Below are 13873 nucleotides of genomic sequence, written 5' to 3'. Positions count from 1 at the left end.
CAGCCGCAAGGGCGCGCCGTGCAAAACGCTGAGTGGCGCGCCATTCATCTCATAGGCAAGAATCGTCAGGTCGTGCCACATATTTTCGATCTTGTGGACATCGTAGTAGCGACCACCATCGGCACCATCAGCCAGCGAATAGAACACGGCGTAGCGGGCATCCGGTGTAGGCTTCACCAGGTCCAGAATATCGCGCATGGGCACGCCGCCCCATTCGGCGACGCCGGACCAACCCTGGATGCAGAAATGCGTGGTGATCTGTTCCTGTTTTGGCATTGCCTTGAGCTCGGCCAGGGAGAATTGGCTCGGCGTCTCGACGAGCCCGCTGATGCGCAGTGCGTAGCTCGCGAAATTCCCAGCTACGAGATCGTCAAATTCCTCGGAACTAGGCATCGTGCCGTTCGGCCAGAAATAAGGCGAAATATCCTTCTTCGTCATTTGCGAGCGCGGATCCCAGCCTTCTGCCGGCCCCATCAGCCAGCCGATCATGAATGCGCCGGTGCGCTGCACAAACCGGGCATAGCGGATGGTGAGGGGCGAGACGACTAGCCAGGTTGCGAAGAGGATGGCCATCGCCACAAGGAACAGGGGGAAACCCGTCCATGAAGCGTCGTCGATCCCGGCGAACATATGGTTGGTATTCTGCCGGATGCCGGTGACGAAGACCATCGCGCCATGCGCCAGGATGAAGCCGACGAACCAGCCGAACGAGATGAAATGAACCGATCGCATGGCCTGCCGGTTGAATAATCGGCCAAACCATCCTGCCGCATTGGAAATCGCGGGGCTCTGCATCAGCCCTGTGGCGATCGAGACAGGCGCAGCGATGAACACGGTGACGAAGTAGCTGAGTTGCTGGAGGCCGTTGTAGCGGGTCCAGCCCTCATCAACCGGGAAGTTCAGCGAGGCATACTGGATCGCCGTCGAGAGCGCGGCCGGGAAAACTTCCCAAGTCATCGGCACCAGCCTGCGCCACTGATCGGTTGAAAAGAGTAGAACGTAGAAGGCTACTCCGTTGATCAGCCATAAGAGATTGATTGAGAAATGCCACCAGCGCGATAGGCCGAGCGTGTGCCGGAGGCCCGGAATCCCAAGCCATGTCGGCAGCGTGACGGAATCATCCTTCGCCGTCCAGACGCGGTCCTTCGGCACCGGCACCTGGAAACGAAACCAATCGGTTCCCGGCGTGCAGTCTCGTCCCCAATACAGTCGTGGATGGTCGGCCAGGATTTGCAGGCCGGACCGCATGATGAAGAGCATGAAGAACATGTTCAGGAAATGTTGGACTTGCAGCCACCAGGGAAAACCAGAATCCACCAATGGTGTCGATTGAGCGATGCCCGGATGGTTCTGGATGAAGGCAGCCACGCCCGGAAGCTCCCGCAAGCTCTGTGCCGAGGCAATCATGCAGAGCAGAGCGGCGGCGCCGATCGGCAGCGCCCACAGCGTATTGATCCAGTGAGTCCCAATGCGGATGCGTGGGAAAATCCCTTTTTGCGGCGACATCCAATGATTGAGACGGATGCAATCGTCGGCGTCGCTGAGCTTGGCGCGGATCGGTTCGGACGAAGGAGGCTGCGAGTTGGTGGGCATCGGTCAACTGCCTTCTTTCGATCGATCGGCCTCTGGCGAAGCGTCAGCCGCGAAGTCTGGTGAGCGCCGAATCCTTGTGAAAGGCGATGTGCTCGGTCTTGCTGCTTTTGATTTCGTATTGCGGCGCTTCCTCACTCGCATGGTGTGTGTAGCCATGGACCTCGAAGTTGCCTGTGTGGACACGGACGATCGTGCCGCTGACGCGCCCGGCTTCCGAATCCCAGCTCACGTGATCGCCGACTTTGAATCTATCCGCCATGAAGCTCGACCGGGTAACGTGGGTTCTCGGAACCACGACGCCGTTTCGCGCCTGGATGGCGCGGTTGCACGGCGAGGATATATAACTCAACCATCGCGCTCGAATTCGGTTCCGGTGAATCGCTTCCCGATGGAGGCCTTTTCGATCTGGAAGATAAACCGGCTACGATCCGCACCGAGGTGGCCGGTCGCCACGCGCCGCCAGATTGGAATCGAAACGAACAGCTTCTTCACCATAGGCCATTCCACGCGCACGATCGTCGAGTTCGGCGAACTGCTTGCGCAGTCTCGTGTCGATTTGGTTGTCGATGTGCGCTCGATGCCGCGTTCGCGCACCAATCCGCAGTTCAACGGCGAAAGCCTTCCGGCAGCGTTGGCGCCGTGGCGGATCGGCTATGAGCATATCACCGCGCTTGGCGGCTTGCGGGGCAGGGCGCGTGGCGCGGAACCTTCCCCCAATAGCTATTGGCGCGTACGTGGTTTTCGCAACTACGCTATGCGCTGACCGAGCCGTTCGCCAAAGGCTTGGCGCAACTGCGAGAGCTCGGCAGCCGGCATCGCTGCGCAATCATGTGCGCGGAAGCCGTCTGGTGGCGCTGCCACCGCCGCATCATTTCCGACTACCTGCTCGCAGAAGGCGAACGCGTCATGCATATCCTTGGGGCCGATCATGTCGAGGAGGCCAGTCTGACACCAGGTGCTGTCGTGCGCGATGATGGAACGATTGTTTATCCCGGGGAGCATCTCCTCGGGAAATAGGTATCGATCACCGCCAGCGGTAAGCCGATTCAGTTTCCTTGGGTTGCCCCGAGTACATGGTCGACGATCGTCTGGGCCTCGGCGAGAATGGCGCGCAGATGGTCCTGTCCGCGAAAACTCTCCCCGTAGATCTTGTAGATGTCTTCAGTGCCCGACGGGCGTGCGGCAAACCAGCCGTTTTCCGTGGCCACCTTGACGCCGCCGATTTCGGCATTGTTGCCCGGTGCCCGGCTAAGTACCGACCGGATCGGTTCCCCAGCCAAGGTCTTCGACGTGATCTCATGCGGTGAAAGCTTCGACAGTTTCTCCTTTTGTGCTGGGGTTGCGGTTGCCTGGAGCCGGTCGGCGACCGGTTCGCCCAACGCCTTCGCCAGGTCGCGATAAACCTCGCCGGGATCGCGACCCATCCTTGCCGTGATCTCGGCCGACAGCAGCGCCGGGACAATGCCGTCCTTGTCGGTCGTCCAGACGGCACCGTTGCGGCGCATGAACGTCGCTCCAGCGCTTTCCTCGCCGCAAAAACCCAGCGAGCTGTCCTGAAGGCCCTCGGCGAACCATTTGAAACCGACCGGCACTTCATACAGCCTGCGCTTCAGCCTGGCGCTGACGCGATCGATCATCTGGCTGCTCACCACCGTTTTTCCAACGGCGGCGGCCTTGCGCCATTCAGGGCGATGCTGGAACAGGTAATCAATCGCCACCGACAAGTAATGATTGGCCGGCAGCAGCCCGGCACTGCGCGTGACGATGCCGTGCCGGTCGTGATCGGTGTCGCACGCGAAAGCGATGTCAAATTGGCCCTTCAGGCTGATAAGGCCTTGCATGGCGTAGGATGAAGACGGGTCCATGCGGATCTGGCCATCCCAATCGACCGTCATGAAATGAAAAGTGGGATCGACCTGCCGATTGACGATGGTCAAGTCGAGCTTGTAGTGGTCGGCAATGGCGGGCCAGTAGTGGACTCCCGCGCCGCCGAGCGGGTCGACGCCCATGCGGACATGCGCTCCGCGAATGGCATCCATGTCGATGACATTGCCGAGATCGTTCACGTAAGCGCTCAGGAAATTGTAGGCGTGGGTTGTCGGCGCATGAAGGGCTTTCTCGAACGGCATCCGCCGCACGCCTTTCAGGCCGTTGCCAAGCAGATCATTGGCCTGTTTTTCGATCCAGCCAGTGACATCGGTATCCGCCGGCCCGCCATTGGGCGGGTTGTACTTGAAGCCTCCGTCGCGGGGTGGATTGTGCGACGGCGTGATGACGATGCCATCGGCAAGCCCGGTCTTGCGGCCGTTGTTGTAGTTGAGGATTGCGTGGGAGATGGCCGGGGTGGGCGTATACTCGCCACCGGTCGCCATCATCACCTCCGCTCCGTTCGCGGCCAGCACCTCAAGTGCGCTTACAAAGGCTGGCTCCGATAGCGCATGGGTATCGATGCCGACGAATATGGGACCGTCGATACCCTGTCGCTTGCGGTAGAGGCAAATGGCTTGGCTGATTGCCAGCACATGCGCCTCGTTGAAAGTGTTCTCAAACGCCTTGCCGCGATGCCCGGACGTGCCGAACGCCACCCGCTGCAAGGGGTTGGCAGGGTCCGGTGCCTGGCTGTAATAGGCGGTGACGAGCTTGGCGACGTTGACGAGCAGGTCTGCCGGGGCCGGCTTTCCGGCCAATGCACTGATTTTCATGGTCATACTGGTCGCCTCATTCGGTTCGGGCAATCCCGACCTGTTTGGTTGACGGGCGGCCCGCAATTTGCGCCTTGGCAGCCGCAACGACGTGTGCCGGTTCGAATCCGAAGTGTTGTGCGACGACCTTCGATGGAGCGGACAGGCCGAAACTATGCAACGCGAGAATGGTGCCGTCGAAGCCCGTATAACGCTCCCATCCGAAACCGGACGCTTCCTCCACTGCCACGCGGGCGGTTATCGTTGGCGGCAGGACGGTGTCGCGATACTCCTTTGGTTGGCTTTCGAACAATTCCCATGACGGCATGCTGACGACGCGTGTCTTGATGCCCTCCACTTTTAGCTGTTCATAGGCGGTCACGCACAGCGCGACCTCACTGCCGGTCGCCAGCAGCAGGACGTCGGGTCTGCCGCTGGGAGCGTCGGCCAGTACATAGGCGCCCTGCGCCACGCCGCTTGCGCTTGCGTAGGTCGAGCGATCGAGCGTCGGCACCGCCTGTCGCGTCAGCACGAGGCAGACAGGCCTGTCCTTGAGATGAATGATGACCTTCCATGCCTCCATGACCTCATTCGCATCTGCCGGCCGTAGCACGACCATGCCGGGCATGGCGCGGAACGAGGCAAGTTGTTCGATGGGCTGGTGCGTCGGCCCGTCCTCGCCGAGGCTGATGGAATCATGGGTCCAGATGGAGATGAGCGGGAGTTCCATCATCGAACTCAGCCTCAGCGCCGCGCGGCAGTAGTCGGTGAAGATCAGGAAGCTGGAGACGAACGGCCGCAGCTTCGACAGGCTCATGCCGTTGCCGATGGCACACATGGCATGTTCGCGCAGGCCAAAGTGGAAATTCCGCCCGCGGTAGCTGACCGCCTGTTCACGCTCGGGGGTCTGAAAGTCGCCGGCAAAGTCAAAATCGAGGTTTGTCTTGGTTGACGGCGACAAGTCCGCCGCGCCACCCAGCAGCCATGGCAAATGTTCCGCAATGGCGTTCAACACCTGGCCGGACGAGTCGCGCGTTGCGAGGCCTTTCGCATCGGCTGAGAAGGCGGGCAACGCGGCGTCCCAGCCGGAGGGAACTTCACGTCGCTGCATCTGGTCGATCTGTTTGGCCAGGTCGGGATATTGCATCCGGTAAGCGGAAAACAATTTCCGCCAGGCGGCATGAGCGGCGTCCCCACGCTTGCCCATATGTGTGCGGAAATGCGCCACGACCCCTTCCGGAACCTTGAAATCGGCGTCCGGATCCCAGCCGTAGAATTCCTTAGTCAGCCGAACTTCTTCGGCGCCCAGTGGCTCGCCGTGGGCTTTGTTTGTGTCATGCTTGTGCGGCGCGCCATAACCGATATGGCTTTGAACGATGATCAGCGTGGGGCGGTCATGCCTATCGATGAACGTCTGATAAGCCTTATCCAGCAACATCAGATCGTTTGCATCGCTTACCCGCTCGACATGCCATCCGTACGCGAGGAAGCGGGTTGCCACGTCTTCGGTGAATGTAAGGCCAGTCGGCCCCTCGATGGTGATGTGATTGTCGTCATAAATCCAGCAGAGGTTCGACAATCTGAGGTGTCCGGCCAGCGATGCCGCCTCGTTGCTGAGCCCTTCCATCATGTCGCCGTCACTGCACAGCGCATAGACGTTGTGCGAGAACAGATCATAGTCGGGTCGATTGTAAGTGGCCGCCAGCCACCGTTCCGCAATTGCCATTCCGACGCTTGTTGCCGCACCTTGTCCGAGTGGCCCCGTGGTGGTTTCCACGCCCGACGCCCAGCCATATTCTGGATGCCCCGTGCAATGGCTGCCTGCCTGGCGAAAACTCTTGAGATCGTCCAGCGTCACGGCAAGCCGGTCGCCCGATGGATAGCTCGCGCCCTTTGCCTTGACGCCGCACAGGTGAAGCAGGCTGTAGAGCAGGGCGCAGGCATGGCCGGCCGACAGCACGAAGCGGTCGCGGTTCGGCCAATCGGGGTCGGCAGGGTCGTAGCGAAGGAAGCGTTGCCACAGGCAATAGGCCATCGGCGCGGCATCCAGCGGCGTTCCGGGATGACCGGATTTTGCTTTCTGGACCGCATCGATTGAAAGCATTCGCAGCGTGTTGATGCTGAGCTGGTCGAGTGGCACCTGTTTCATGGGGATCCTTTGATCGGATGTAGGCAACCCGATCGTCCAAGTGCTGGCTGGGTTGCGCCGCAGTATGTTGGTCGGGGCCGCAGGCGCGGCCGGGCTTAGCGCCCTTTACCTCTTTCGTTTTCGGAACCGGCGATAGCGCTCGATCAAAGCGTTGGTCGAGCTGTCATGTTGGAGATTTGGGGCTTGGGAGGTTTCCAGTTCAGGGGTTGTTTTCTCGGCCAGGGCCTTGCCCAGCTCAACGCCCCATTGGTCAAAAGAGTCGATGTTCCAGATGACGCCTTGCGTGAAGACGCTGTGCTCGTAGAGCGCGACCAGGCTGCCCAGGGTCCTTGGGGTCAGGCGCTCGGCAAGCAAGGTATTGGTGGGGCGGTTGCCTTCACAGGTGCGGTGCGGAACCAGCCAGTCCGGGGTCCCTTCGGCCCTGACCTCCTCTTCCGTCTTGCCGAAGGCCAGAGCCTCGGTCTGCGCGAACAGATTTGCCATCAGGAGATCGTGGTGCCGCCCAAGCGGGTTCAATGCCCGACAAAACCCAATGAAGTCGCATGGAACCAGTTTGGTGCCCTGGTGAATGAGTTGGTAGAAGGAATGCTGCCCGTTGGTGCCAGGTTCGCCCCAATAGATCGGCCCTGTCTGGTAATCGACTTTCGTGCCGTCAAGCGTGACGTGCTTGCCATTGCTTTCCATCGTCAGCTGCTGGAGGTAGGCGGGAAAACGCTTCAGATATTGCTCGTAGGGCAGCACCGCGACCGTCTGCGCTTCGAAGAAATTGATGTACCAAACTGCGAGCAGGCCCATCAGGACCGGCAGGTTCTGATCGAACGGCGCGGTGCGGACGTGCTGGTCCATGTCGTGGAAACCCGACAGCATCGCGTGGAAATTCTCCGCGCCGATGGCGAGCATGGTGGACAGGCCGACTGCTGAATCCATCGAATAGCGGCCGCCGTCCCAATCCCACATTCCAAACATCTCATTGGTGTCGATGCCGAATTCAGCGACCCCTTCGGTATTAGTCGATACGGCGACGAAATGCCGGGCCACCGCCTGCTCGTCGCCCAACTTTCGCAGGACCCATTCCCGTGCGGTGTGGGCGTTGGTCAGCGTTTCCAACGTCCTGAACGTCTTCGAGCAGATGATGAACAGCGTTTCTTCAGGATTCAAATCCCGCGTCGCCTCTACGAAGTCGGTACCGTCGACGTTCGAGATGAAGCGGAAAATCATGTCGCGCTGGCTGTAGTGGCGCAGCGCTTCATAGGCCATGACCGGCCCGAGGTCCGAGCCGCCGATGCCGATATTGATGATGTTGCGTATCGGCCGGCCTGAATGGCCGCGCCAGGCGCCTCTGTGAATCTTGTCCGTGAAGTCGGCCATCTTGCCGAGCACCTTGTGAACTTCCGGCACAACGTCGATACCGTCGACTAAAATTCGCTCGCCAATAGGCGCGCGCAGGGCCGTATGAAGCACCGCGCGCCGCTCCGTCACATTAATCTTCTGACCGCTGAACATCGCTTCTTGGCGCTCACGCAACCCGCACGCCTCGGCAAGTTGAATGAGAAGCTGGACCGTCTCGGCCGTGATGCGGTTTTTCGAATAGTCGAGATAAATTCCGCACGCATCGATGGCGAAACGCTTGCCACGCTGGGGATCGTCGGCGAAGAGCTGCCTCAGATGAAAACGACGCACTTCCTGACAATGTGTCAGCAACGCCTGCCATGCTGGAAGTTCCGAGAGCGGCAATGTCCTGGTCGTAAGCAGCGCGCTCATCATCCGCCGACCGAGACGGGGCTATGTAACTGCTCGCTCTTCGACGCAATCACCGCCATCAGATCGGCCCATGATTTGGTGAAGGATTGGGCGCCTTCCAATTGGAGCTGTGCGGCAAGCGCCTGAATGTCGACGCCGGCTTTTGCGAAGTCGGCAAGCATGGTTTCGCTGTTGCCACCGTCCTCCCGCATGACGCCGTTCACCGCCCCATCTTTCGAATATGCAAGGAGCGTTTTCTCCGGAATGGTGTTGATGGTGTCCGGCGCGGCGAGCGCTTCGATGTAATAGGATTGCGGAAGCTGCGGATCCTTGGTGCCGGTGCTCGCCCATAGCAGACGCTGGGAAAGTGCGCCGGCATCGGCGAGCTTCCGCCATCCGGTAGAGGCAAGCCGCTCCCGGTAGGCTTTATAGACTTGCCCGGATATGGCGATGCCGAGACGGTTCCGCAGCGTAGGGCTAACCTTATCCATGACCGCCTTGTCCAAGCGGCTGACGAAGATCGAGGCGACAGAGGCGATCTTCGGGTCGAGCCCGGCATCGATCCGGCGCTGAATGCCTCGGCAATACGCGTCGGCCGCCGCTATGTACTGCTCGCACGAAAACAACAGGGTGACATTCACCGGCACGCCGGCGAAGATCGATTCTTCGATCGCCTCAACGCCCGCGGACGTACCAGGAATCTTGATGAACAGGTTGGAACACTGCGCCTGCGCGTGCAATCGCTTGGCAGCCTCCACAGTGGCGCCGGCATCGTTAGCCAGCAAAGGCGACACTTCCAGGGAAACCCAGCCATCAATGCCGCCCGTCGCTTCATGGACTGGCCTGAACAGCGCTGCGGCCTGTGTCAGGTCTTCGAGTGCCAATTCGAAGAACACCTGCTCACCGTTTTGTCCTTCCTTGTCTTTTCGATGAAGGGCTTCGTCGTAAGCAGTGCTGTTCTTAATCGCCTTATCGAAAATCGTAGGGTTCGACGTCAATCCTGTCACCGAAAAGTCGGTGCAATAGCGTTTAAGGGCGCCGCTGCTCAGCAGATCGCGGGTGATGTTGTCCAACCAGAGGCTCTGGCCGAGTTCATGCAATCGGGTTGTTGCGTTCATGGCGACCTCGCTGGTGGGCGAGAAAGTAATTCACCCCGCCACTCTCATAATCGGCGCGCAGCTCACTCTACCAATATGCGCGCTTCCCGAGCTGCGTCGATGAAGGCGTCTCTCGCGACGTCAGCCGAAACACTGCCGTTCAAGGCCTGCTGGCATGCCCGTTTCGCGGATCGGTGCTTATCGTTACCTCCGTCACGCCAATGGTCGTTAAGCAGGTCAAAAGCTTGCCGAGCGTTGGTCAGGTTTCGGATGTCGCCGCTTATGCCGGTGGCAACGGATATTGGCTTGGAAAACCACGCATCATACATGGGGCGGCCTGCCTCGACCTGGCTGAACTGTAACAACGCGCCTCGCCAGGCGAAGTTTCATCGACAGGCATCACCCTTGCGTGAATGGCAGCGGCGCGTTTGAGAGCGGTCGCGCCGGAAAGGCAGCAAGGAGGCTTTGGTCTGGAAGAGCGAACCGGATGCGCTCATTTCTTGCTACTCTGATCGGGAAAGCGTTATCTGCGGAACACAACGCAGTTTGCTAGTCGATAGAAGCGCCGTGTCGAGGACCAGATCGCTATCGAGTGTGATATTCCCGCGAATGACTGCCTTTCCAGATGCAAACGGCGAACGCTGCCGCACTTTTCGTTGGAACCCAAACGCCGCAGGCGCAGTTGGCCGCGAAGCGCGGAACTTCGGCCTTAGTCGCAGTGCATGCAGTCGCGTATTGCGAATCGAGAGGAGCCAACCATGTCCCAAGTACGGAACCCGGGAACCGCCCCTCGATCGACGGGCCCGTAAACAACACACCAAGCCGAACAGATCCAGGATGCGCGCTGGAAGTTGATAGCGAAACTGGGGCCCGCTAGACTTCGAGGCGATACGGAAAGACTAGGGCCGCCGACTTTCACACGTCGCTGCAAGCAAGCGCAAAGCCTTGCCGGAATTAATGATGATTGAAGACCTTTTTGTCCGAAACAAAATCTGGTCAGACGAACGGAAAGCCGAAAGGGTTGATTATTTTCAACGCCTTTCGAACTTGCAAAATCCTGAATATCTCTGGATCGGCTGCTCTGATAGTCGCGTACCAGCTAATGTCATTGCCGGGTTGGAACCCGGCGAGGTTTTTGTGCATCGCAACGTCGCCAACCTCATCCATCCCACCGATCTGAATATGCTCTCCGTCGTCGAATATGCTGTAAATCAACTCGGCGTGCGGCACATCATCGTTTGCGGGCATTATGGCTGCGGTGGCATCCGTGCCGCTATAAGCGGCCAACGTCTGGGGCTTATCGATCATTGGCTGCAGCCGATCAGAGATGTTGCCGAGGCCGAATTCCAATGCCGGGAGTCGGGTACTTGGAGCGACACGGATCTTGACCGGCTCTGCGAGTGCTCAGTCGCGTCCCAAGTGAAACGTCTTGCACGCACGCCCATCCTGCATGCGGCATGGAGGTCAAATAAGAGCGTATCGATCCATGGTTGGATATATGGATTGAAGGACGGTTTGCTCTCTGACCTGAACTGTACCATAGCCAGCAACCAGGGTATCTGAATTCGTTTAGCTTGGGCACGTACCCTTTCCTGGGCGCGATCTTGCAGGCAGACAGCCCGAAATCTCAAAACCCAGCGGTAAGCTGACACCCGGTTGGCTTATACCCAGGTGTCGTCATCACGCTCTCCTTGTTGCCAGTCCGAACGGACTGATCCTCGTTGTCAAAGCGCGTTTGGGAGGGCGTAAGCGATGATGGCATCGCCGGCCTCTGTCCCCGTCGATCCGTGGCCGCCGGCAACAACGACGAGGTACTGCCGCCCATCCGCGCCCTTGTAGGTGGAGGGCGTCGCCTGTCCTCCCGCCGGCAACCGGTCGCGCCAGATTTCGGCTCCGGTTTTTAGATCATAGCCGCGGATATAGTAGTCGAGAGTGCCGCTTAGAAAGGCAACACCCCCTTTGGTGATGATCGGCCCGCCAATGCCGGGCACTCCCATCTTGAACGGCACTGGAACAGGCGACAGGTCACGCACCGTGCCGTTAACGTGCTTGTAGACAATCTGGCCGTTGGTCAAGTCGACGCCGGCGACATAGCCCCAGGGCGGCGACTGGCAGGGCAGACCTAGGGGTGACAGGAAGGCACCCATCTTGGCCGCATAGGGCGCGCCAAAATTCTCGTTGAACACGTCCTGTCCATCCTTGCTAATGACCCGGGCAAAGGCGTCGGGGCGTGGCACTAGCTTGGACGTGAAGGCCAGATAGACCGGCATGGCGAACATCACTTGTCGGTCCGGGTCTACGGCCACCGCGCCCCAATTGAACGTGCCGAAATTCCCGGGATAGATAATCGAGCCTTTTGTCGTGGGTGGCGTGTAGCGCCCAGCGTAGTTGAGGCCGCGGAAGGCAATACGGCAGGCGAGTTGGTCGAGTGGGGTGGCCCCCCACATATCCTTTTCCGTAAGCGGTACGGGTTTGAACGAAATGGTCGACACGGGCTGGGTTGGTGCGGTGGTATCGCCTTTGACAGCACCGCTCGGTGCGGGCTCCTCGGTAACCGGCAGAACCGGCACGCCCGTCTTCCGGTTCAGCACATAGACCTCGCCCTGCTTGGTCGGAGCCACCAGCGCTGGCACCTCCTTACCGCCAATGGTGAGGTCAACAAGGCTTGGCTGTGCAGGCACGTCCATATCCCATAAATCGTGGTGCACGCCTTGGAAGACCCAGGCCACCTTGCCGGTGTTCACGTCTAGCGCGAGGATCGAGGAGGAGAATTTTTCGACTTCTGCACTGCGATTGACGCCGTACTGGTCAGGCGACTGGTTGCCCATCGGGAGATAGATCAAGCCGAGCTTCGCATCATAGCTGGACACACTCCATGAGTTCGGCGCGTTTTCCGAGTACGTCTGGCCATTAGAGATCGGCGATGTCGCATCGGGCTTCTTGGAGTCAAAATTCCAGACAAGCGCTCCAGTGTATATGTCGAATGCGCGAATAACGCCCGATGGCGAGGTCGTTGAGACGTTGTCATTTACCGCCCCGCCTACGATTACCAGATGGTCGGTGACGACGGGCGGCGAGGTTGAATAGACCGAGCCCGGGGTTATGTTCGGCATGTTGGCCCACAAATTGATGGTACCGTCGTCGCCCCCAAAGCCAGGGCAGATCTTGCCAGTCTCGGCACTGAGCGAGATCAGCCGACCATCGGATGTCGGAGCGATAAGCCGCTTCACGCAGGAAGGATCGATCGAGGCGGTGATCGTTGGGTCCTTGCGGTCGACTTCGGGATTGGGTGCGCCCCGTTTGGCCTGGCCGGTCACCACATTTTGCGGCACACCTGCCGCTTGTGTCGTCACTTCGGCCACACTCGCCGCGAGGCGCTGTTCTTCCGTCGACGCCGTCTGAGGCGACCCGCTTACCGCGTTTGCTGCAGCCAAGGCGGGCTGCGCTGCGCTGCTGGGCCTCGGGCTCGAAGCCGAGCCATCGAAATAAGAAACGCCGCGGCATGTAAGGTGCTGAGTGGTCTGCTTCATCGTCTGCTGAAGATGCGGATCGAAGCGCCACTTCTCCTTGCCTGAAACCGCATCGAGGGCAATCACGATATTGTGCGGTGTACAGACGTACACGGTGTTGTCGATCATCAGCGGCGTGACCTCATAGGTCGCTTCGCCGGGATCGTTTGGGCCGCGGATGTCCCCGGTATGATAGGTCCAGGCGACTTTCAGATTGCCGACGTTCTGCGCGGTAATCTGCGTCAGGGGCGAGTAACGGTCGGCGGCAGCCGTTCGGCCATAGGCTTGCCATTCCCCGTCAGGGACGACTGTTTCTACAGCTCGCGAGGCCGACATTCGGTTATCGGCGAAGCTGCCGCCGATATCATGGGGGGACTGCAACATCGCATAAATGCCCGCCAGCGCCGTGATGACGAGGGCGCCAGCAAGGCTTCCGCTGTAGGCATCATAGCGCGCCAGACCCGTGCTCGGCCTGTGCAGTGAGCGAACCATGGGCGGCAGGAGCAAAAGCGCGCCGAGCACGATGAGAAGGCTGCCGCGCGCCGAAAGTGCCCACCAGTCGAAACCCACTTCCCACAGCGACCAGCCAAGCGTCACCAGCAGGCTTGCGCCATAGAGTGCGAGGCCGACGGGATTGCGGCGGTAAGTCAGCACCGCCGAAATCACAAGGGCAATACCAAGGCCTATGTAAAACCATGAACCGCCAAGCGACGCGAGCCAGATTCCCCCGGCGAGCAGAGCAGCCCCTATGACCAATATTATGGCTGAAAGAATTAACCGATACATGACGTTACCACGCGTTTTTGCCGCATGGTTCTTTCACCAAGAGCTAAGGAAAAGACGTCTTCGCTACGACGCCCTGCCTGCCAGGGTACCAATCACGCGGGAGGTTATTACGCCAAACGGCCAGCTACTGATAACGTTCCCAATACGGACGTTAACAATCCGTCATAACTAAGCGCCGGGGCCGCACGGAGGATAAAAAGTGGCCTGGCCAAATCTGGCGTAAGGACTCGAGGTGCGGCATTGGTTCCGAACCTTCGAAAGAGCTACGGACATAGCCACCTCACAAAGCCTTGTTGCGTGGTCCCCAACTGGGAGATC

The 13873-nt window shown here is 59.6% G+C and carries 9 protein-coding genes and 1 pseudogene; 2 read left to right on the top strand and 8 right to left on the bottom strand.

The annotated features are described in order from the left end of the window. Together OOJ09_RS29170 and OOJ09_RS29165 are read right to left on the bottom strand one after the other, a co-directional pair. Nucleotides 1–1593, bottom strand: a 1593-nt coding sequence (locus OOJ09_RS29170; protein ID WP_269908517.1) for a molybdopterin-dependent oxidoreductase, incomplete at its 3' end; no start/stop codon positions are given. 43 nt (nucleotides 1594–1636) lie between these two features. Continuing rightward, complete coding sequence (locus OOJ09_RS29165) at nucleotides 1637–1852, bottom strand: DUF2945 domain-containing protein (RefSeq protein ID WP_269908516.1); 216 nt, start codon at nucleotides 1850–1852, stop codon at nucleotides 1637–1639. A gap of 210 nt (nucleotides 1853–2062) precedes the next feature. Here OOJ09_RS29165 and OOJ09_RS29160 point away from each other — a divergent pair. Next, nucleotides 2063–2610, top strand: a pseudogene (locus OOJ09_RS29160) (DUF488 family protein). A gap of 29 nt (nucleotides 2611–2639) precedes the next feature. Here the strand turns inward: OOJ09_RS29160 and pgm are convergent. The 5 genes from pgm to OOJ09_RS29135 form a co-directional block, all read right to left on the bottom strand. Further along, nucleotides 2640–4301, bottom strand: coding sequence for a phosphoglucomutase (alpha-D-glucose-1,6-bisphosphate-dependent) (gene pgm, locus OOJ09_RS29155; RefSeq protein WP_269908515.1), 1662 nt, complete (start codon nucleotides 4299–4301; stop codon nucleotides 2640–2642). A gap of 10 nt (nucleotides 4302–4311) precedes the next feature. Next, nucleotides 4312–6423 carry a transketolase gene (gene tkt, locus OOJ09_RS29150; RefSeq protein WP_269908514.1) on the bottom strand — a complete coding sequence of 704 codons (2112 nt, stop codon included), beginning with the start codon at nucleotides 6421–6423 and terminating at the stop codon, nucleotides 4312–4314. A gap of 105 nt (nucleotides 6424–6528) precedes the next feature. Further along, the gene (pgi, locus tag OOJ09_RS29145; RefSeq protein ID WP_269908513.1) at nucleotides 6529–8184 is read right to left on the bottom strand and encodes a glucose-6-phosphate isomerase; all 1656 of its coding nucleotides are present in this window, start codon (nucleotides 8182–8184) and stop codon (nucleotides 6529–6531) included. Beyond that, the gene (tal, locus tag OOJ09_RS29140; RefSeq protein ID WP_269908512.1) at nucleotides 8184–9281 is read right to left on the bottom strand and encodes a transaldolase; all 1098 of its coding nucleotides are present in this window, start codon (nucleotides 9279–9281) and stop codon (nucleotides 8184–8186) included. The genes pgi and tal overlap by 1 nt, the downstream gene beginning before the upstream one ends. A gap of 62 nt (nucleotides 9282–9343) precedes the next feature. Then, the gene (locus OOJ09_RS29135; protein WP_269908523.1) at nucleotides 9344–9589 is read right to left on the bottom strand and encodes a DUF982 domain-containing protein; all 246 of its coding nucleotides are present in this window, start codon (nucleotides 9587–9589) and stop codon (nucleotides 9344–9346) included. 631 nt (nucleotides 9590–10220) lie between these two features. Between OOJ09_RS29135 and OOJ09_RS29130 the strand changes: the two genes are divergently transcribed. Continuing rightward, entirely contained in the window at nucleotides 10221–10823 is a 603-nt protein-coding gene (locus tag OOJ09_RS29130; RefSeq protein ID WP_269908511.1) for a carbonic anhydrase, read from the top strand. A gap of 161 nt (nucleotides 10824–10984) precedes the next feature. Here the strand turns inward: OOJ09_RS29130 and OOJ09_RS29125 are convergent, their stop codons facing one another. After that, the gene (locus OOJ09_RS29125; RefSeq protein WP_269908510.1) at nucleotides 10985–13555 is read right to left on the bottom strand and encodes a membrane-bound PQQ-dependent dehydrogenase, glucose/quinate/shikimate family; all 2571 of its coding nucleotides are present in this window, start codon (nucleotides 13553–13555) and stop codon (nucleotides 10985–10987) included. Between the last annotated feature and the right edge of the window lie 318 nt (nucleotides 13556–13873).

Origin of the sequence: Mesorhizobium qingshengii (genome assembly GCF_027563465.1) — a bacterium.
GTDB classification, from domain to species: Bacteria; Pseudomonadota; Alphaproteobacteria; order Rhizobiales; family Rhizobiaceae; genus Mesorhizobium; species Mesorhizobium qingshengii_A.
Note: the sequence above shows the minus strand (reverse complement) of the source record. Positions and strands in the feature narration are given on the sequence as shown.